The sequence below is a fragment of the Caldicellulosiruptor acetigenus genome (genome assembly GCF_026914305.1).
In the GTDB taxonomy this organism is placed as follows: domain Bacteria; phylum Bacillota; class Thermoanaerobacteria; order Caldicellulosiruptorales; family Caldicellulosiruptoraceae; genus Caldicellulosiruptor; species Caldicellulosiruptor acetigenus.
In genome coordinates this window covers 314,382-332,500 of the sequence record NZ_CP113866.1, presented here as the reverse complement: position 1 = coordinate 332,500, position 18,119 = coordinate 314,382, and the positions used below count along the sequence as shown (strand labels likewise).

Genomic DNA, 18,119 nt, shown 5'->3' with positions numbered 1-18,119 from the left:
GCCCCTGCCATATTGAAGGTCTATAGTACCTCTATAAAGCCATGTCCTGCCACCATCCCTTGACTCAGCAATACCTATATCTGTCCCATGCATGAACGCTTTGCCCGGAAGTCTCATGTTTGCTCTTCTGTTTGTGTACAAAATCCACCAACTTTTTTCAAGGTGATTGTATATGATGGTGGGGTCTGCCGCACCGTCATAGATTGGGTCTCTAAAAAGAGGCGCTGGTGGTCTTGGCACATTTATCATCTCCTTTTTATAAATTTTATTTCTCTTTTGTACACTAGAATTAATATAGCTGACTCAATCGCAGAAATCCTTTCATTTTCTCCGTTTTGTTTTCTAAATAATAAAGGTAATTTTCATACGGCACATCTGGGGGACATCAGTGGTCATTGTGGGGTATAAAACCGCTTTAGACTCAAAAAATGTTTTTAGCCTCTCAGCTGCAACATAGTAAAAAATGTTATAATCATACGAAAGAAATTTTTTGTTATGCTTTTAAGTTGATGATTTATTTATTTTTGCTTTTATTATATCACACCTTATACTTGACTTTGATAGAATTTTATTTTGTAAAGATGGACTTTTTATGATGAAAACAAAAAGGGCAGCAGGAAAATTCTGCTGCCCAAGCTTAAAGTTTAAGTTATTCAATTTTCAACACTCTACACACATTTTATTGCATCTGAGCAATACCCTGCTTGATCTGTTTTACCATAGCATCTGCTGCCTGCTTTGGTGTTGCTTTACCTGTTGTAATAAGTGAGAGTGCATTGCCAGCCGGTGTCCAAACAGCTGACATCTCTGGAATGTTTGGCATAGGTATTCCAACCTTTGCCTGTTCTGCAAATGCGCTCATGATTTTGTCTGCCTTGACCTCGCTACTTGTCAGCACCTTGTTCAAAACAGGTATTCTGTGACCAACTTTGAACAGTGTCAGAGCAGAGTTTTCAACAAGATATTTCATAAGCTTGAAAGCTGCATCTTTGTTTTTAGACTTTGCTGAAACGAATGCAGCCTGAACACCAACAAACGATGGTGTTGGTTTTCCATCATCTGTTTTTGGTAGTGGTGCTACTGCAAATGGTACTTTTGCCTTTATAAAGTCCTGAACATCCCATGGACCGCTAATGTAAAATGCAATCTTTCCATTCTGGAAGTTACCCTTTGCAATATCACCCTTGATGTCCTTTGGCATAAACTTGTATGTCAAAACAAAATCTCTTATCAATGAAAGTCCCTTTATTGCACCATTTGTTGCAAGTCCAATATCGTTTGGATCAAGCGAACCACCTTTGTTCTTGAACACATATCCACCATTTTGAGCGATGAACGCAAAGCTGAAATAGAAGTTATTAACATCGTACATGAACCCGTATTTCTTAGCCAGTGTAATGAGCTGGCTCATTGTCTTTGGAGCCTCTTTTACCTTTGATGTATTGTAGAAAAGTGCATATGTCTCCATAGCTATTGGAAGAGCATAGAGCTTGCCCTCAAATGAACATGCATCAAGTGCAGTTGATACAAAGTTTTTCTTGTCAATGAGATTTGCTGGAACAGGCTCTAAAAGCTTTGCTTTCCAGAAAGCACCGAGATTGTCATGTGGAATACCAAACATGATGTCTGGACCTTTTCCGCTCATTGCAGCTGTCTGGAAGCTCTGGAATGAACCTTGGTCAGTGATGACTTTTACAGTGTACCCATTTGCTTTTCCCCACTGGTCTGCAATTGGTTGCAAAGCTTTTACTTCATCCTGAGTAAGATGTGACCAGACAACAAGCTGTTTTTTGGATGTCGCAAATACTCCGCTCAGTGGTATCAGCGCCACAACCGCAAAAGCAATTATTAGCGCTACTGTCAAGATTCTTCTTAGATTTTTCATAATCAAAACAACCTCCCTTAACTTTAATTAATGTGCAAACGTTTGATAATAACATTATATATTTCTCTCTAAAAAAAGTCAAGAGAGAGAAAAAATTTTTGACCTTGTCAATAAATTTAGACTCTTTTTCATGCAATCATTATAATATCTGAGTTTTGCTACACGAGCCTCTTTCAACAATCTGATGTGGAACTATTATTCTTCTGTACGTCTTGGTTGACTCGCCTAAATCCATCATCAGCACTTCGGCAGCAAGCCTGCCAAGGTGAAGAATGTTGATGTCAACTGTTGTAAGAGGCGGCTGACATATTTCACTTACATTTGAGTTGTTGAAAGCAACCACCGAAAGATCTTTCCCTACCTTAAGATTGAAACTTTCGGCAACTCTGAAGACCTCAATGGCAATCAGATCGTCCATGCACACGATGGCGGTGGGCCTGTCATCCTGATTCAAAATCTCATATGCATTTTCTCTGTAGCTTTTCTTGTAATAGTTTGCAAATTTTATATAGGAGCTTCTTGGTTGTATACCATATTTTTCAAGAGCCTTCTTGTAGCCTGAAAACCTGTCGACTGTGACCACCAAATCATTTGGCCCGCCCATGAATGCAATTTTCCTGTGTCCTAACCTTATCAAGTATTCGGTAGCATCAAAGCCTGCTTTTAGATTGTCATTGTCCACCCAGTTTACACTGTTTTCATAGCCAATCGGTCTTCCAATCACTACAAACTTAAAGTCAATACTCTTTAGATACTCAATTGCAGGGTCCTTTTCTCTGGAGGACAAAAGCACAAACCCGTCAACCTTTTTGCTCTCAACAAGTCTTTTCAAAAGATCTCTTTCTTTTTCAGGGTTTGAGATTGCAAGCAAGATATCATACTCAAAGCTATTTACAACAGTGCATATGCTTGTTATCACTTGGTCAAAAAAAGAATTTAAAAAAGCGTTCTCGGGTTCTCGCGGCACAAATACACCAACCGTGAAGGACTTTTTTACAACCAGCCCCTTAGCATTTGCATTCGGAACATAACCAAGCTTTTTTATAGCCTCAAGAACCCGCTTGGTTGTCTCAGGGCTGATTTTGCTGCTGCCTGCAAGAACCCGCGAAACAGTGGATGGTGAGACGTTGGCTTCTTTTGCTATCTCTTTTATTGTTGCCATCACCTATCAATCCTTGTGGGATTTTTGAATGTACATCTTCTCGTAGTACTCTTTTACCATCCTCTCTGCCGAGAACTTTTCAAGTGTAGATTCAATGCTGTTTTGCATCATCTTTACCCACTTATCCCTGTTTTTGTAGTATGTGGGTATTACCTCGTTTTGCATGACATTTACAAGGCTCTTAAGGTCGTGACTATCCTGCTCTTTTTCGTCTTTTGACTCAAACCCATCGCCAATCTGCCATCCGTTTATTCCGTGCTGGCACGCCTCAGGCCACCATCCATCCAAGGTTGAGACGTTCAAAACACCGTTCATTGCAGCTTTCATTCCCGAGGTTCCGCACGCCTCTAAAGGTCTTCGCGGGTTGTTGAGCCAGATATCGCATCCGCGCGTGAGCATTTTGCCAATCTCCATGTCGTAGTCTTCCAAGAAGACAACCTTGCCAGGATACTTTTTGGACATTGCAATGATATTATTGACAATCTCTTTGCCGGTATCATCAAGCGGGTGGCTTTTACCTGCAAAGATTATCTGAAGATCATTTCTAAACATCTTGTCAGCCGCCTCTTTGTCTCTGAAAATGAGGTCGCTTCGCTTATATGGAGCTGCCCTCCTTGCAAATCCGATTGTTAAAACATCCTCTTTTAATTTAACACCAGTTCTTTTTTCAACAAAATCCAAAAGCTCACGTTTTATCTGAGTATGTGTCTGCCAGAGCTTTTCTGGATTATTCTTACTCTCTAATATTCTTCTGTCTGCCCATGTTCCAACATGAACACCATTTGTGATACCAATTATCTCGCTTCTCCTGTCAACTTGGGCCCACATAGCATTTGCTGTAACCCTGTGTAGGTCAGACACAGCATTTGAAATCCTCGCAAGCCTGAGCGCTGCAACCGTCATGTTAAAAGGCGCACCGCCAATATAAACAAGCTGCTCTTCAGTTAAGTTCAAGTTTGCTCCCATGTACATAAGTAGCCTCAAAGGATGTGTCTCATTTCCTGCCTCAACAGGTGTGTGTGTTGTATACACAATCTTTTCCCTTGCTCTTGATAAAGCCTGTTCAAATGAAAGACCTTTTTCCTCCATGTAATACCTTACAAGCTCAAGCCCAGCAAACACAGCATGACCTTCGTTGAAATGATACACATCAACCTTGATGCCAAGTTCTTTTAAAGCCCTCACACCGCCAATACCCAAGACCATCTCTTGAGCAACTCTCTCTTCGCCAAACCAGCCGTACAGCTGTCCTGTAATCCACCTGTCGCTATTTTCAGGAAGGTCAGTGTCAAGAAGGTAAAGGTCACTATTTCCGAAATTATCGACCTTCCATACCTTGCAGTACACATCTCTGTTTCTTATTCTTACCTTGACCTTCACGCCTGTGTCCTTTAAAAAGTTGTACCTGTAGATTGGAAAAGCGTCAATCACGCCATACTCCTCTGTCACAATCTGCTTGTTGTACCCTTGCTTCCACAGTATTCCAACACCTACAACAGGGTATCCAAGGTCTTTTGCAGCTTTTAAATAGTCGCCTGCCAGAATACCAAGCCCACCTGCATAGATTTTGAAGTTAGAATCAAGACCGAACTCCATGCTAAAATACGCAACTGTAGGAAGCTTTTTCATTACATCAACTCCTCCTTGTAAAAGAATTTTTGTGGTCAGACCAAATCCAAAATTAACCCTTGACAGCACCTGCTGCAAGACCGCTTTGAATCTGTTTTTGAAGCGCCATGTATATAATCACAATTGGCAGTGACGCCAAGATTGACGCAGCTGAGAACATTGGCCAGTTAGCCGAAAATTGGTTGTTTATAAAGTTTCTAAGCCCAATTGGCACAGTTGCATTTTCAGGCGACTGCAGAACCAAACTTGAGAGCAAAAACTCGTTGAACACACCGTTAAAACTCCAGATGAACATTACAGCAAGCATTGGAGCGGTAAGTGGCAGGATAATCTTTCTGAAAATCAGAAAATGTCCTGCACCGTCAATTATTGCCGCCTCATCAATCTCGTATGGTATCTGGTCCATGTTGCCTTTCAAAAGCCAGATGTTGAAAGCAGAACCGCCTGCCAACACCAGAATGAGTGCAAACAGATTGTCAAGAAGATTGAACTTTGCCAGAAGACCATATATAGCAGGCATTGCCATGAATGTCGGGAACATCTGCAAAATCAAAAGTGCTTTTAGCCCGTTTTTTCTTCCAACAAAGTTTATCCTTGAAAATGCATATGCTGCCGGAGCTGTCATGAAAATCTGCAAGAATGCAACTCCGAAACATACAATCAAGCTGTTTTTGACCCACATTACAAAGTCAGGCAACGTCTGTGATGGACTACTCTTTTTCCTGAAAAGTTCTATATAGTTCTCAAACGTAATCTCTTTTGGGAAAAACGAGGACTGGAAGAACGCCCCACCTTTTGATAGCGACGCAACTATGATAAACCATGTAGGAAGCAGCGACAGTATTATCGCAATCCAAACAATCACTCTTGATATCCACAGCACAATAGCATCCTGTTTTGTCATGTATTCTCTTCCAACCATTATCTTTCACCACCCTCAAACGCTCTTGTCAGCTTCATGTTGATAAGCGAAATTGTTCCCACAATGAAGAAGATTATGATTGACATCGCAGATGCTAAGTCATACCTGTAAAACTGCATTGTAAGCTTGTATGTGGTTGAGACAAGAAGGTCTGTGTGCCCCGCAAACTGAGTGTCAAGCCTTGCAGGTCCGCCGCCTGTAACAAGGTATACGACGTTAAAGTTGTTGAAAGCATATGCAAACGATGAAATCAAAATTGGAAGTGCTGTTGGTACAATCATTGGTATTGTAATTTTAAATAGCTTTGTAAACCAGCCAGCCCCGTCTATCTCGGCAACCTCATAAAGCTCTGGCGGAATTGACTGAAGAGCACCAAGCGACGCATTCATCATAAACGGGTACGAAAGCCAGAGGTTAACAATAAATATGCTTATCTTTGCCCAGAATGGATCTGTCATCCAAGGTATTGGATCAATGTGGAAAGTTTTTAAAAGCATATTTATAGCTCCATACTCCTCATTCAAAAGTCCCTGCCACGCTAAAGAAGCAATTGTTCCCGGGATAGCCCATGGGATTATTAAAATTGATCTGTAGATATTTGTCTCTTTCATGAACTTGTTGTTAAGAAGCACGGCAAGCAAAAGCCCCACCGCAAAGTTGATAAGAACTGTTACAAGAGCAAATGTAAATGTCCATGCAAATGTTGGCGCGAACACTTCTTTGAAAGGTCCTGTTATGATGTCAACAAAGTTTTTAAATCCTACAAACTTGTAATCTTCCATGTGGTTGAGATTGAAATTTGTAAATGCATAATACACCGTCATGGCAATGGGGAAGAAAGATAGCACTGCCATGGAAATCAAAGCCGGCGCAAGATACGCATACCCTATTGGCTCGCGCTTTTTCATAATCTTTTTCCTCCTTCTAAAATAAAAATGTGCAATCGTTTGCTCTTGAGGATATTATACAATCATTTTTCTTTCACGTCAATAACTTTTTCTTTATTTCTATAAAAGTTTATCTAACAAGCACAATTTCAAAGCTCTCAGGATTCAGTTCAAGTTCAATATAGCACAAGTGGTTTTTAATTTTCTGCTGCGTGCTGAAAAATTCAATCTCTCTGTCAACAATAGACTCTGACCACAGCCTTACCCTTTGCAAAGCTTTGCGTGGATTAAAAAGAATGTACACAGCTTCACTTTCACTTTTTCTTTCAAAGCAAAGCACATCACCAATCGAAAACTCTTTAACATTGTCGCTATTTAGAGCCGAAGATGTTTTTTTGAGATCTATCAATCTTCTGTAAAGCTTAAAAATCTCCTTGTCCTGCTTTTCTTCTTCCCATATCATCCCCCTTCTGCAGTCAGGGTCATGCCCGCCTTCCATTCCAATCTCATCACCATAGTAAATCATAGGAATTCCCTGATAGGTGAGGTTGTACACTGCAGCAAGCATTGCAAGTTTTTTATTTTTATTTAGCCTTGTCAAAACCCTTTCTGTGTCGTGGCTGCCAATGAGGTTTAGCTGGCACGAAAAGAGGACAGGATTAAATTTTAGCCTGTAATCTGCCAAAATCCTTGATGCATCCTCTGCATTATATTTACCCACCAAATACCTTGCAAAAACCTCCCACGAAAAGTAGTTCATCACACCGTCAAACATGTCTCCCATCAAAAAGTTTTCGCTTCTGTGCATAACTTCACCAATTAAAAGAATGTCTTTCTTTATAGATTTCAGCTCTCTTCTTATTCTTCTTATAAAGTTTTTGTCAAGCTCGTTTGCAACGTCAAATCGAAAGCCGTCAACGTCAAACTCCAAAAGCCAGTACTTTAAAACCTCTAAAAAGAAGTCCTGAACCTCTTTGTTTGAAGTATTTATCCTTGGCATGCTCCTCACGTTTGTTGCAAAAGTCTCATAGTTTCCTTTTTGAACATCAACAGGCAAAGACTTTATATTGTACCAGCTGTAATACTTCGAATTTTCTCCATTTTTTATGACATCCTGAAAAGCAAAAAATCCAACGCCTGTGTGGTTGAAAACCATGTCAAGGATTATCCTGATACCGTTTTTGTGAAGGCTGTTTACTAAGTCTTTGAACTCCTCTTTTGTACCCAAAAGCGGGTCAACGTCAAAGTAGTCGTCCACGTTGTAGCGGTGGCTAGATAGTGATTTAAAAATTGGTGTAAGATAAATGGCGTTTATCCCAAGAGTTTTAAAATACTCTATTTTTTCTTTTATGCCTGCAAAATTACCACCAAGAAAAACTTCAGAGCCTGGCACATCCCAGCTGCAGTAATCCCAATCAAATAATTTCTTGCTGTGAACTTCTTTTTTGCCTCTTTTGAACCTATCGGGAAATATCTCATAGACAACCAAACCTTCTGTGAAAGAAGGCTTTTCAAAGATATCTGCCTCATTTGCATAAGGAAACTGGAAAGCATCAAAATATAGGTTTTCTTCGGTATCTGCAAGCCCAAACTGGTTAAATATCTTAAAACTTCCATCTAAAAGCTCAATCAAAAACTTGTACGCAAACCTTGGCGTTTTGTTTTGCACCTGCGCTGTATACACCTCAAAACTTCCAACGTTCATGTAAAAGTCCATCTTCACTTTCTGAGCTTCCAAATCATACCTGTCTGAGAATATCAAAGTGACGCATCTTACAAACCCTTTTTGCACCCACAGTCTTACATAGAACTTGTTTTTGCTCAGAGCAAAAATGTCATGAACTTGATTGTGAATGACTTGCAAACTGTGCACTCTCCTTCTGAAATATTTTTTTGAAATATAACATTGAAATTTATTTTATCACTTTTCTATCTATAATGCAAATGTTTGCACAAGGTTTTTTTGAAGTGCACTTTCAAGCATTTAAAGAGGTCAAATTTGGGTATTTTCAAATCAATCAAATAATTGTAAAATGAAATAGAACAAAAAAATCAAAACAACACAATATCATGACAATACATTTTAAAGAAAGGTGGAAAAAAATGCAGAATATCCAGAGCATTAAATCTCAGATATGCAGGATTGGAAGAATCATGTACGAAAGAGGTTATATAAGCGGACCTGACGGAAATATCTCAGTAAGAGTGGACAAGGATAAAATCATCACAACACCCTCAGGAGTGTCGAAAGGCTTTTTGAATGAAGACATGCTGGTTTTAATTGACATGGAAGGTAAAATTCTTGAAAAAACAAATTACAAGCCATCGTCTGAAATAAAGATGCACCTTAAAGTCTATCAAGAAAGAGAAGATGTCAATGCCTGTGTTCATGCACACTCACCTTATGCAACAACATTTGCAGTTTTAAGAAAGCCTCTTGACAAGCCAATTTTAGCAGAGTCAGTTTTCATCTTTGGCGGGTATATTCCTGTTGCGCCGTTTGCAACACCTTCGACATTTGAAGTTCCCCAGTCAATTGCGCCTTATGTAAAGGACTACGATGCTGTGCTTCTTTCAAACCACGGCGTTTTGACATACGACAAGGACTTGGAGATGGCATTTTACAAGCTTGAGATTGTTGAATTCTGGGCAAAGATTTTGTTCATGTCAAGCCAGATAGGCACACCGCAAGTTTTGAGCCCTGAGGAGATTCAAAAGGTTTTGGATTTGAGAAAGGATAAGTAAATTCAAAAGAAAAGTATAGTATAGAAAGGAGACCCACAATGCTTGATTTAGAAAAACTCAAAAACCCAGATAATTTTTACAGGTGCGCACCTTTCTGGAGCTGGAATGACAATTTAAAAGAGGAAGAGCTTTTGCGCCAGATAACTGAAATGCACAAAAAAGGTTATGGCGGTTTTTTCATGCACTCAAGGGTTGGGCTTGTGACAGAATATCTCTCTGAAGAGTGGCTTTATCTTGTCAAAAAATGTATAGAGCATGCAAAAAAGCTAAACATGCTTGCGTGGCTTTATGATGAGGACAAATGGCCGTCTGGTTTTGCAGGCGGGGCTGTTGCTCTGAAAGACCCCTCATACAGGCACAAGTTCCTGGTACTTTTGAAAGAAGATCAGGTAGAACAAGATGATGAGGTGCTCTCAAGCTTTGTCCACAGAAACACAAAGTACATTGTTGCAAAGCGCACTATGAAACTTGGTGACAAGTGGTTCAATGGAAGCTGCTATGTTGACCTTCTTTCAAAAGAGGTTACCCAGGAGTTTATAAACCTTACGCATGAGAGATACAAAAGGTATTGCCAAGAGTATTTTGGCGATGCAATGCCGGGAATATTTACTGATGAGCCAACATATTTAAGAGTCCACTACAAAGATATCCCTACTTTACCATGGACAGAAAAGCTGCCAGAAAGATTTTTGCAGAAAAAAGGGTATGACATAAAAGATCACTTTGAAGAGCTTTTCTTCAATGTTGGCAATTACCACAAGGTCAGGTTTGACTTTTTTGACATTGCGCTTGAGATGTTCATAGAAAACTTTACTATTCCTTATGCAAAGTGGTGTGAAGAAAATGGTATTATGATGACAGGGCATTACATGGCAGAAGATACAATGCGCGGCCAGATTGAATGGATAGGCGCTGCAATGCCCCATTATGAGTACATGCAGCTTCCCGGGGTTGACAAGCTTGCAAGACATTTAGAGCAGACAGTTACAATGAAACAGGTATCATCGGTCTCCGAGCAGCTTGGCAAAAAAGGAGTACTGTGTGAAACCTTTGGAACAACAGGTCAGCATGTGAGTTTTCTTCACAGAAAATGGATATCAGACTGGCAGGCAGTGCTTGGCGTAACATATATAAACCCACATCTTAGCCTGTATTCCATGAGAGGCGAGAGAAAAAGAGACTATCCACCAAACCTTTTTTACCAGCAGCCATGGTGGGAAGATGAAAAGTTCTTTGCAGATTATCTTGCAAGAATTTCGTACATAGCAGGGCTTGGCAAAAGAGATGTTGATGTACTCTTGCTTCATCCAATTTCATCTGCCTGGGCAGAGTATTCCAAGTTTGATGACAGCGTAGACAAGCTGGATAATTTACTTGATAAAACGGTAAAAGAGCTCATAGCAAACAAGATTGACTTTCACTTTGGCGATGAGATAATCCTATCAAAGTATGCACAGGTTGATAATGGCAAAATTAAGGTTGGCAGTTATAGCTACAAAGTGGTTGTCCTTCCGCCTCTTATAAACTTAAGGAAGACAACAGTGCAGCTTTTACAAAACTTTATAAATACCGGGGGCAAAGTAATAGCGCTGAAAGATTTTCTGTTTTCAAGATTTGAACTTTGCATGATAGATGGCAGCAAGTGTGACATTCTTTTAAAAGAGAATTTCATAAATGCTACAGATTTGAATGAACTTGTGAATATCTTAAAAGAAGAGGTCTCAACCCACATTGAAGTAATTGATAAAAAGACAGGTCAAAACGCTAAAAAAATTATACTTCAGAGCAGAAAACTAAATGATGGAAGCAAAATAATCTTTTTGGCAAACACAGACCTTCAAAGAGAAGTTGAGTGCACAATAAAAATCCCTACTGAAAAAAATGTATTTGCAGTAGACCTTGTAGATTTTGGTGTGGTGAAAATACCTACATTGAAAAGGGAAAATGGCTTTGCTGTGATTGATGCAACAATGTATCCTGCATCAAGCCTGTGTCTTTTGGTATGTGATAGGGAACTTGCAAGCAGCACAAAAAATGTCATCTCAGGCGTTGTATTTGATAATAGTTTTGAATACAAAACAGGTAGCTGTGAGTTTGACATAGAGCTTAAAAACTACAATACACTAATACTTGATAGAATAAAATATGAGGTTGACGGAAAGGTAGTATTTGAAGATTGTTATGTTTCCCAGGTTTGGCACAGGCATTTTTATAATCTCCCGGAGGGAACACCTTTCAAAGCCACGTACCATTTTGAGGTTGAAAAAGTGCCGTCAAAGCTTTTTGTGGCAATAGAATGTGCAGAGAATCTTGACAGAATCCTTGTGAACGGTCAGCCTGTCAAATTTGAAAGAAAAAGCGAAAGTTTTTCGCCTGACCAGAACTTTTTGGATGTGAACATTGGCAAGATCGATATCACCTCTTTTGTCAAACAAGGGAAAAACGAGATTGTGATAAGTGGCAAAAAGTCAAACAACATCACAGCTCCAGGCTGTCATGAGAGGGTAAAAGACCCCAAAAACCACAGACCGACTGAGGTTGAAGCTATTTTTCTTGTAGGAAGCTTTTCTCTCATTTGCGTTGATGAGACAAGGTTTATTCTAACTGAGCCCAAAAAGCCATGTCATTTTGATATAACAAAAGACGGGTATCCTTTTTATGTTGGGTCGGTAAGCTTAAAAAGCTCTTTTGAGATTACAAAAGAAAGCTCAAAAAGAGTTTATATAAAGCTCAACAACATCAAGGCAGCAGTTGCCAAGGTGTATGTAAACGGCAAAAAAGCATGTATCCTTTTTGCCCAGCCGTTTTTGGCTGACATAACAGAGCATGTAAATGAGGGCAAAAATGAGCTTGAGATAGTTCTGACAAACACTCTTTTCAACCTCATAGAAGCAAACCACAAAGCAGACGTGTTTGATGAGCTGTACAGACGTCCACAGAGCTTTATTGACTTTGAAAACTTCACATCACGCTATATGCTCTTGCCATTTGGCCTTGGAAGTTATAGTATATTAACATCCAATGTTTAAAAAGGGGGCCGGTTTTAAAATGGAAATTTTAAACGAAATATCGCAGCTCATTCAAAAAGGAAACGCAAAGCTTGCACCTGAAAAAGTAAAAGAAGCTCTGTCTTCTGGAATCTCTGCTGAGACAATCTTAAACGATGCACTTATCCAGGCAATGTCGGTTGTGGGTGAGAAGTTCAAAAACAATGAAATCTACGTGCCTGAGGTGTTGATTGCAGCGCGCGCAATGAAAGCTGCGTTGGAAGTATTAAAACCAATCCTGACAGAGACAGGCGTAAAGCCAATCGGTAAGGTTGTGATTGGCACTGTAAAAGGTGATTTGCACGATATTGGCAAAAACTTGGTCGCTATGATGATGACAGGTGCAGGGCTTGAGGTAATCGACCTTGGAGTGGATGTTGCGCCCGAGAAGTTCTGTGAGGCTGTAAAAAACCATAGCCCACAGGTTGTTGCAATGTCAGCACTGCTTACAACAACTATGCCAAATATGAAAACAACAATCGAAAAGCTACAAGAGCAAGGTCTTCGCGACAAAGTGAAGGTGATAGTTGGTGGTGCGCCTGTGACAGAAAGCTTTGCAAAGAGCATCGGAGCTGACGGGTATGCACCTGATGCGGCATCTGCTGCAGAGCTTGCAAAAAAGTTTGTCCAGGGCGTTGCCTGAAAATTTGAAATACTTTCAAATGGCCGCGGGCAGGTTTGTCTGTGGCCTTTCATTTTTTATATGCTCATTCTCACAACCATGGCTGCGATGATTAAAACCAGAAAATCTACAGCTATCGCTAACGGTATCAAATACTTTGTCTTTTTTACATTGGTTGCTGCAAGGTATGTGGTGATGACGTAAAAGAGTGTCTCTGTTGATGCACATATTATAGAAGAATATATGCCTATCTCAGAGTCAACACCGTATTTTTCAAAGATGTCCCGCAGCACTGCAAAACTGCTGCTTCCCGAGAACGGTTTTATGACAATAAGACCAAACGCTTCTTTGTATATCCCAAAAAAGCTCAATACAGGAGACAAGAGCTTTTGCAGGATATCCAGAACCCCTGTCTTTGTGAAAAGTTCAACAGCCACAATCAGCGCAAAAACGTTGGGAAATATCCTTATTGAAATCCTAAGTCCATCTTTCACACCTTCTACAAAGCTCTTGAAAACATCTATCCTTTTTGAGGCTGCAAACAGGATTATCATGAGCAAAAAAGAGGCTATCAGATAATCTGAGATATTCTTCATTTTTTGCACACCTTCGACAAAACCTTGCACAGGATTATTCCCACAAAAAGGCTTGCCATTGATACAAAAAGGGTGGGGAAGGTGATGGCTGCAGGAGCTGATGATGAAAATTTGGTTCTTAGAATTATCACAGTTGTTGGAATTAACTGGATTGAACAGGTGTTTATCAGCACAAACAAAATCATGTCGTCAGAGGCTGCAGAATTTTTGGCTTCTTTTGAAAGTTCCTGCATGGCAAGTATACCTGCCGGCGTTGCAGCATTACCAAGCCCAAGCATGTTAGCAACAACATTTAAAAGCATAAAATTCAGCGCCCTTTCGTTTTTAGTTTCAAATAAAGATTCAAAAATGGGTTTCAAAAGCTTTTTTAAAATCTCAACAAGGTTGCTATCCTGCACAACTCTCAAAAATCCTGACCAGAGCATTATTGAAAGCAAAATTGTCAAGAAAATATCAGCTGCTTTTTGAGGAGCCGAAAACAGAATTTCGGTGACTTTTTCTATCTTCCCAATCAGGAGTTGGTACAAAATAGAAGCTACAATTGCAACAATCCAGAATATATTCATTTTTTGAGCCTCTCTAAAGTTTTGTCACTATATAATTTATACTTGAGCTTTCTCTGTAATATAACAAAAAAGCACTCTGCCAAAGAATACAAAAGGCACTTTTAGCAGAGTGCAAACAACTTACAGACACAAAACTTCCCTCAAAAGCTCCATATCAAGAAGAGGTGTCTGAGGCGCTGTGCTTTCAACATCAACAAACCTTCCTTCTTGGGTCGAAGTGTAAATTGCCCACAGAATTTCCAGCACATGATAAGAAAGCCTGCCTGATGCCCTAAGAGATGTTGAGAGCTTTATTGAAAGTGCCATGTCAAGTATTCCAAGACCGCGCAGGTTGTCGTAATTGAACGGATTGATGGTTGGCATCTTTGTAAATTCCTTATCATCGTGTCTTTTCAAGTACACCCTGCCATGGTCAAAAAAGTTCGGGTCTGGAACAATTAACGTACCTTCTGTCCCATAAATCTCTATCCCGCGCAGGTTTGTATCTGGCACATCATACGACACAGTAACATTTCCTATGACGCCCGTGTCAAAAAGAAGGTTTGCAGTCACATATGTTGGCATTTCAACCTCAATCTTTTCTCCTCTGTGAGGCTCAGAAGTTATAAGCCTTTCTTTGTATGTTATCATGCCCATACCAGATACTTTTTTGACAGAACCAAGTAAAACCACAAGAGCTGTTAAACAGTAAGGTCCGACATCAAAAAGCGGTCCTAAGTATTTTTTGAAAATAAAATGTGGGTTTGGATGCCACTTTTCAGGTCCACCGTAGAGTATAAAACAGTTTGCAGCAAAGGGTCTTCCTATCCATCCATCTTCAATGAGCTTTTTTGCTGTCTGAATGTTCGCACCAAGAAATGTATCAGGCGCACATCCAACTTTAAGGTTTTTCTTTTCTGCCAACTCCAGAATTTCTTTTGCCTCATTCAGTGTTGAGCAAAGAGGCTTTTCGCTGTAAAGATGCTTTCCACTTTCCAAAACCCTTTTGTTTATCTCATAGTGGTGCTGAGGCGGGGTAAGATTCACAATTATATCCACATCAAGATCATAGACTTTGTCAGGTTCTATTGCCTGCGGCACAGAAAACTCTGAGGCTATGCTCCTTGCTTTATCCAAGTCTACATCTGCGCACGCAATAACGTCAAATATCCCAAACCTTTTGAGGTTCTTAAGATAAACTGGCGCAATGTTACCACAGCCAAGCACTGCAACTTTTACTTTTTCCATTTTTTCATCTCCTTCTACTTTTAAAAATTTACTTGATTCATTATAACATAGATCAACTTCTTCCTTAATCCAAAGATTCATTAGCCACCAGGACCAAGAAAATTTGCACATCTGTAAATTTTGTTAAAATTTAAGCATCTTTAATCTTCTTCTGTTTTAATCCTAAAATGAATATATCCATCCTCTATAAATGTCTCAAGTTTTATATCCAAAATCTTGCAGAGTTCTTTCACGATAGACAGTCCCAGCCCAAAACCCTTCCTGCTTGATTTGTATCTTTCAAACAGAAAAACAAGCTCTTCTTCTTTCAAGTCTGTCTTATTGTAGATATCCACATACTCCCTCTCAGCCTCAATATATACTTTTTTATCCTTTGTATTTTCAATTGCATTTTGCAGAAGGTTGTTTATTATTCTTCTAAATGAATTTAAGTCAGTCTTTATCTTTGGGGAATTTAAGCTTTTGATAATAATCTCAACATCTTCAATCTCAGCAAGCTTCTTGAGCTGTTCGCACGATTCCTTGATTACTAAGTTCACATCAACCTCTTCTATCTTTTGCTCAATTATCCCTGCTGAAATCTTTGAAAGCTCAACCATATTGGAAATCAGGTTTTGCATATAATCACACTGTTTTTCAATTCCATCCATATTCTGTTTAATCTTTTCTTTATCATCAATATCCAAATATTTTGTGCTCTCACAATAGCCTTTTATAACAGCAATTGGTGTTTTTAAATCATGAACAAAATTAGCAACAAATTCTCTCCTTACCCTCTCAAGAAGCCTCAATGAATTTTTTAGGCTATTGATAGACCTTGCGAGGTCTCCAACCTCATCTGTTGAGCTGTCTTTAAGTTCAAAGTCCTCGCCTTTAGCAATCTTTTGCGTAGCCACTGAAATTTTTATTATGCGTCTTGAAATATGTCGTGAGATCAAAAGTGACACTAAAAGTCCAATTAAAATAAAAACAATGCTAATTTTAATTAGATTTTTTGATATTATATTCAATGCATATCCATAATATGGTTTTGTAGTTATTGCAATAGACGTAAAAGCCCCTCTTTTCAACACGTATGCAGTATATTCAACTTTAAGATGTGGATGAGAAATTTCATAAACTCCTGTCGAATTGAATACAGGCATAATCATGTGATACGGAAGATCCAATCCGCCCTCTTCAAGCACAATTGTGTTTCCTTGTAAAATAAGTATTTTCATTGCTGACAAATCGCCTTCCAATTTGTTTTCAAGCGCATCTTGGGAAAGTTTTTTTAAATCATCAATAATCATATCCTCTAAAAAATACTTAAGGTAAAGCATATTTGAAATGTATATGCTCAAAACCAGAAAAACTATTATTCCTATAAAGTTTAAGGCTATTTTAGTAAAAAGTTTCATCTTACTCTTACATCCTCTCAATTATTCTCTCTCTTCTGAAAGTTTATATCCCACACCCCAAACTGTCTTGATTAAAAACTTGTAGTCTTTTAGCTTTTCTCTCAATTGTTTTATATGAACGTCCACAGTTCGGGTCTCACCAATGAAATCAAATCCCCAAACCTTTTCAAGTATCTCATCTCTTGACTTTACCAAATCTTTGTTTTTAGCCAAGAAAAGCAAAAGCTCAAACTCTTTATGAGTGAGGTTCACATCCTCCCCATCTACTATCACCTTAAACCTCTTGGGGAAAATCTCTACCTTACCACCTAAAAGTTTTATGCTCTCTTCAAAATTCCTGTTTCTTCTCAGAACAACCTTTACGCGTGCAATTAGCTCAAGCATAGAAAATGGTTTTGTGATATAGTCTTCTGCTCCAAGTTCAAAACCTTTTAGTTTGTCAAACTCTTCTGACTTTGAGGTTAAAATTATTGTTGGAATGCCTTTTTTGCTGGCTTCTTTCAATACCTCATACCCTTCCATGTCAGGCAGCATAATATCAAGAATTATCAAGTCAGCATCGTTTAACTTTTCCAATGCATCTTTTGCAGTGTATGAGTTTATAACATTAAATCCTTCGTTTTTAAGAAATCTTGTTATTATTTGATTCAAATCCTGCTGGTCTTCAACAACCAAGATATTTGCCATTCTTCACTCACCCTTAAATATTATATCTTTTTTAATGGACTTTTTGCTAAGCTTAAAATTATTCTTTACAATTTCTTTACACTTTGCTTATACCCATCTTACAAATAGAGTTTAACATATAAAATGTAAAACAAATAAGACTTTATGGAGGTTGATAGAAATGAAAATCCTAAAATCAATTTTAGGCATTGGTTTAGTCTTAGCACTTGTTCTGACGTTTACATTTGTATTTGCGAAAGGACTTCAAGCAGGTTCTACGCAGAAGACAAAAAATGCTGCAGCAGGATGGCAACAAAATACAGGTTGTGGATATGGCTTTATGCCGCACACAAACATGCAAGAACTTGTTGCAAAAGCGCTGGGTCTTTCGGTTGATGAGCTTGTCCAAAAAATACAAAATGGTCAAACTATAAACGACATTCTAAAAGAAAAAAAATTAACAGTTGATGAGTTTAAAAAGAAGCTGTATGATTTAAGAGCTGCTGAAATTGACAAACTTCTAAAAGATGGGAAAATAACAAAAGATCAGGCTGAGTTTTTGAAGAAGCATTTTCAGGCAAACATTCAATACTGCATTGATAACATTTTAGATTGGTCAAACAACGGTTTTGGTGGAATGATGGGATTTGGACATGGCAGCGGCATGATGGGCTTGGGACATAGCAACATGATGGGTGCTGGTTTTAGTGGTATGATGGGATACTAAATAAAAAAATTTCCAGCCTGTCTGCAAAAGCAAAGCAG

16 protein-coding genes (1 of these 16 only partly in view) are annotated in these 18,119 nt (G+C 38.9%); 4 read left to right on the top strand and 12 right to left on the bottom strand.

The annotated features are described in order from the left end of the window. The 7 genes from OTK01_RS01375 to OTK01_RS01345 all read right to left on the bottom strand — a co-directional run. Positions 1-240, bottom strand: the start of a protein-coding gene (locus OTK01_RS01375; protein ID WP_029228375.1) for a glycoside hydrolase family protein. It extends 696 nt beyond the left edge of the window; 240 of the gene's 936 nt are visible here — the first part of the coding sequence; it begins with the start codon at positions 238-240; its stop codon lies off the left edge, out of view. Between the two features lie 439 nt (positions 241-679). Beyond that, positions 680-1,885: a sugar ABC transporter substrate-binding protein gene (locus OTK01_RS01370; protein WP_029228376.1), complete on the bottom strand. Its 1,206-nt coding sequence runs from the start codon at positions 1,883-1,885 to the stop codon at positions 680-682. 139 nt (positions 1,886-2,024) lie between these two features. Next, on the bottom strand, positions 2,025-3,047 hold the full coding sequence (locus tag OTK01_RS01365; RefSeq protein WP_029228377.1) for a LacI family DNA-binding transcriptional regulator: 1,023 nt from the start codon (positions 3,045-3,047) through the stop codon (positions 2,025-2,027). 6 nt (positions 3,048-3,053) lie between these two features. Continuing rightward, positions 3,054-4,676: an alpha-glucan family phosphorylase gene (glgP, locus tag OTK01_RS01360; protein ID WP_029228378.1), complete on the bottom strand. Its 1,623-nt coding sequence runs from the start codon at positions 4,674-4,676 to the stop codon at positions 3,054-3,056. A 52-nt stretch (positions 4,677-4,728) separates the two neighbouring features. Continuing rightward, entirely contained in the window at positions 4,729-5,598 is an 870-nt protein-coding gene (locus OTK01_RS01355; RefSeq protein WP_029228379.1) for a sugar ABC transporter permease, read from the bottom strand. Further along, positions 5,598-6,506: a carbohydrate ABC transporter permease gene (locus tag OTK01_RS01350; RefSeq protein WP_014043233.1), complete on the bottom strand. Its 909-nt coding sequence runs from the start codon at positions 6,504-6,506 to the stop codon at positions 5,598-5,600. The genes OTK01_RS01355 and OTK01_RS01350 overlap by 1 nt, the downstream gene beginning before the upstream one ends. A 109-nt stretch (positions 6,507-6,615) precedes the next feature. Beyond that, a complete protein-coding gene (locus OTK01_RS01345) occupies positions 6,616-8,349 on the bottom strand; it encodes a glycoside hydrolase family 13 protein (RefSeq protein WP_014043234.1) in 1,734 nt (577 codons plus the stop codon). A gap of 239 nt (positions 8,350-8,588) precedes the next feature. Here OTK01_RS01345 and OTK01_RS01340 point away from each other — a divergent pair, with 239 nt between their 5' ends. Genes OTK01_RS01340 through OTK01_RS01330 form a run of 3 tightly spaced genes read left to right on the top strand, consistent with a single transcriptional unit; the run spans position 8,589 to position 12,920 of the window. Further along, entirely contained in the window at positions 8,589-9,230 is a 642-nt protein-coding gene (locus tag OTK01_RS01340; RefSeq protein ID WP_013431542.1) for a class II aldolase/adducin family protein, read from the top strand. A 38-nt stretch (positions 9,231-9,268) separates the two neighbouring features. Further along, positions 9,269-12,259: an alpha-L-rhamnosidase gene (locus OTK01_RS01335; RefSeq protein ID WP_029228380.1), complete on the top strand. Its 2,991-nt coding sequence runs from the start codon at positions 9,269-9,271 to the stop codon at positions 12,257-12,259. A 19-nt stretch (positions 12,260-12,278) separates the two neighbouring features. Next, the gene (locus OTK01_RS01330) at positions 12,279-12,920 is read left to right on the top strand and encodes a cobalamin B12-binding domain-containing protein (protein WP_029228381.1); all 642 of its coding nucleotides are present in this window, start codon (positions 12,279-12,281) and stop codon (positions 12,918-12,920) included. Positions 12,921-12,976: 56 nt separating this feature from the next. Here the strand turns inward: OTK01_RS01330 and OTK01_RS01325 are convergent, their stop codons facing one another. The 5 genes from OTK01_RS01325 to OTK01_RS01305 form a co-directional block, all read right to left on the bottom strand. Further along, on the bottom strand, positions 12,977-13,495 hold the full coding sequence (locus tag OTK01_RS01325; protein WP_029228382.1) for a nucleoside recognition domain-containing protein: 519 nt from the start codon (positions 13,493-13,495) through the stop codon (positions 12,977-12,979). Continuing rightward, on the bottom strand, positions 13,492-14,061 hold the full coding sequence (locus OTK01_RS01320; protein WP_014043238.1) for a nucleoside recognition domain-containing protein: 570 nt from the start codon (positions 14,059-14,061) through the stop codon (positions 13,492-13,494). Before OTK01_RS01320 ends, OTK01_RS01325 begins: the two co-directional genes overlap by 4 nt. Before the next feature lie 120 nt (positions 14,062-14,181). Beyond that, a complete protein-coding gene (locus OTK01_RS01315) occupies positions 14,182-15,288 on the bottom strand; it encodes a Gfo/Idh/MocA family protein (protein WP_029228383.1) in 1,107 nt (368 codons plus the stop codon). Between the two features lie 140 nt (positions 15,289-15,428). Beyond that, on the bottom strand, positions 15,429-16,688 hold the full coding sequence (locus OTK01_RS01310; protein ID WP_029228384.1) for a sensor histidine kinase: 1,260 nt from the start codon (positions 16,686-16,688) through the stop codon (positions 15,429-15,431). A 21-nt stretch (positions 16,689-16,709) separates the two neighbouring features. Beyond that, the gene (locus OTK01_RS01305) at positions 16,710-17,375 is read right to left on the bottom strand and encodes a response regulator transcription factor (RefSeq protein ID WP_013431535.1); all 666 of its coding nucleotides are present in this window, start codon (positions 17,373-17,375) and stop codon (positions 16,710-16,712) included. A gap of 160 nt (positions 17,376-17,535) precedes the next feature. Between OTK01_RS01305 and OTK01_RS01300 the strand changes: the two genes are divergently transcribed. Then, positions 17,536-18,081, top strand: a complete 546-nt coding sequence (locus tag OTK01_RS01300; protein ID WP_029228385.1) for a DUF2680 domain-containing protein — start codon at positions 17,536-17,538, stop codon at positions 18,079-18,081. Positions 18,082-18,119 lie beyond the last annotated feature (38 nt).

Bases quoted from the DNA above. Each gene is read 5' to 3' on its own strand.
- OTK01_RS01370 (WP_029228376.1), bottom strand. From the start codon at position 1,885: ATGAAAAATCTAAGAAGAATCTTGACAGTAGCGCTAATAATTGCTTTT.
- OTK01_RS01365 (WP_029228377.1), bottom strand. From the start codon at position 3,047: ATGGCAACAATAAAAGAGATAGCAAAAGAAGCCAACGTCTCACCATCC.
- glgP (WP_029228378.1), bottom strand. From the start codon at position 4,676: ATGAAAAAGCTTCCTACAGTTGCGTATTTTAGCATGGAGTTCGGTCTT.
- OTK01_RS01355 (WP_029228379.1), bottom strand. From the start codon at position 5,598: ATGGTTGGAAGAGAATACATGACAAAACAGGATGCTATTGTGCTGTGG.
- OTK01_RS01350 (WP_014043233.1), bottom strand. From the start codon at position 6,506: ATGAAAAAGCGCGAGCCAATAGGGTATGCGTATCTTGCGCCGGCTTTG.
- OTK01_RS01340 (WP_013431542.1), top strand. From the start codon at position 8,589: ATGCAGAATATCCAGAGCATTAAATCTCAGATATGCAGGATTGGAAGA.
- OTK01_RS01335 (WP_029228380.1), top strand. From the start codon at position 9,269: ATGCTTGATTTAGAAAAACTCAAAAACCCAGATAATTTTTACAGGTGC.
- OTK01_RS01330 (WP_029228381.1), top strand. From the start codon at position 12,279: ATGGAAATTTTAAACGAAATATCGCAGCTCATTCAAAAAGGAAACGCA.
- OTK01_RS01325 (WP_029228382.1), bottom strand. From the start codon at position 13,495: ATGAAGAATATCTCAGATTATCTGATAGCCTCTTTTTTGCTCATGATA.
- OTK01_RS01320 (WP_014043238.1), bottom strand. From the start codon at position 14,061: ATGAATATATTCTGGATTGTTGCAATTGTAGCTTCTATTTTGTACCAA.
- OTK01_RS01315 (WP_029228383.1), bottom strand. From the start codon at position 15,288: ATGGAAAAAGTAAAAGTTGCAGTGCTTGGCTGTGGTAACATTGCGCCA.
- OTK01_RS01310 (WP_029228384.1), bottom strand. From the start codon at position 16,688: ATGAAACTTTTTACTAAAATAGCCTTAAACTTTATAGGAATAATAGTT.
- OTK01_RS01305 (WP_013431535.1), bottom strand. From the start codon at position 17,375: ATGGCAAATATCTTGGTTGTTGAAGACCAGCAGGATTTGAATCAAATA.
- OTK01_RS01300 (WP_029228385.1), top strand. From the start codon at position 17,536: ATGAAAATCCTAAAATCAATTTTAGGCATTGGTTTAGTCTTAGCACTT.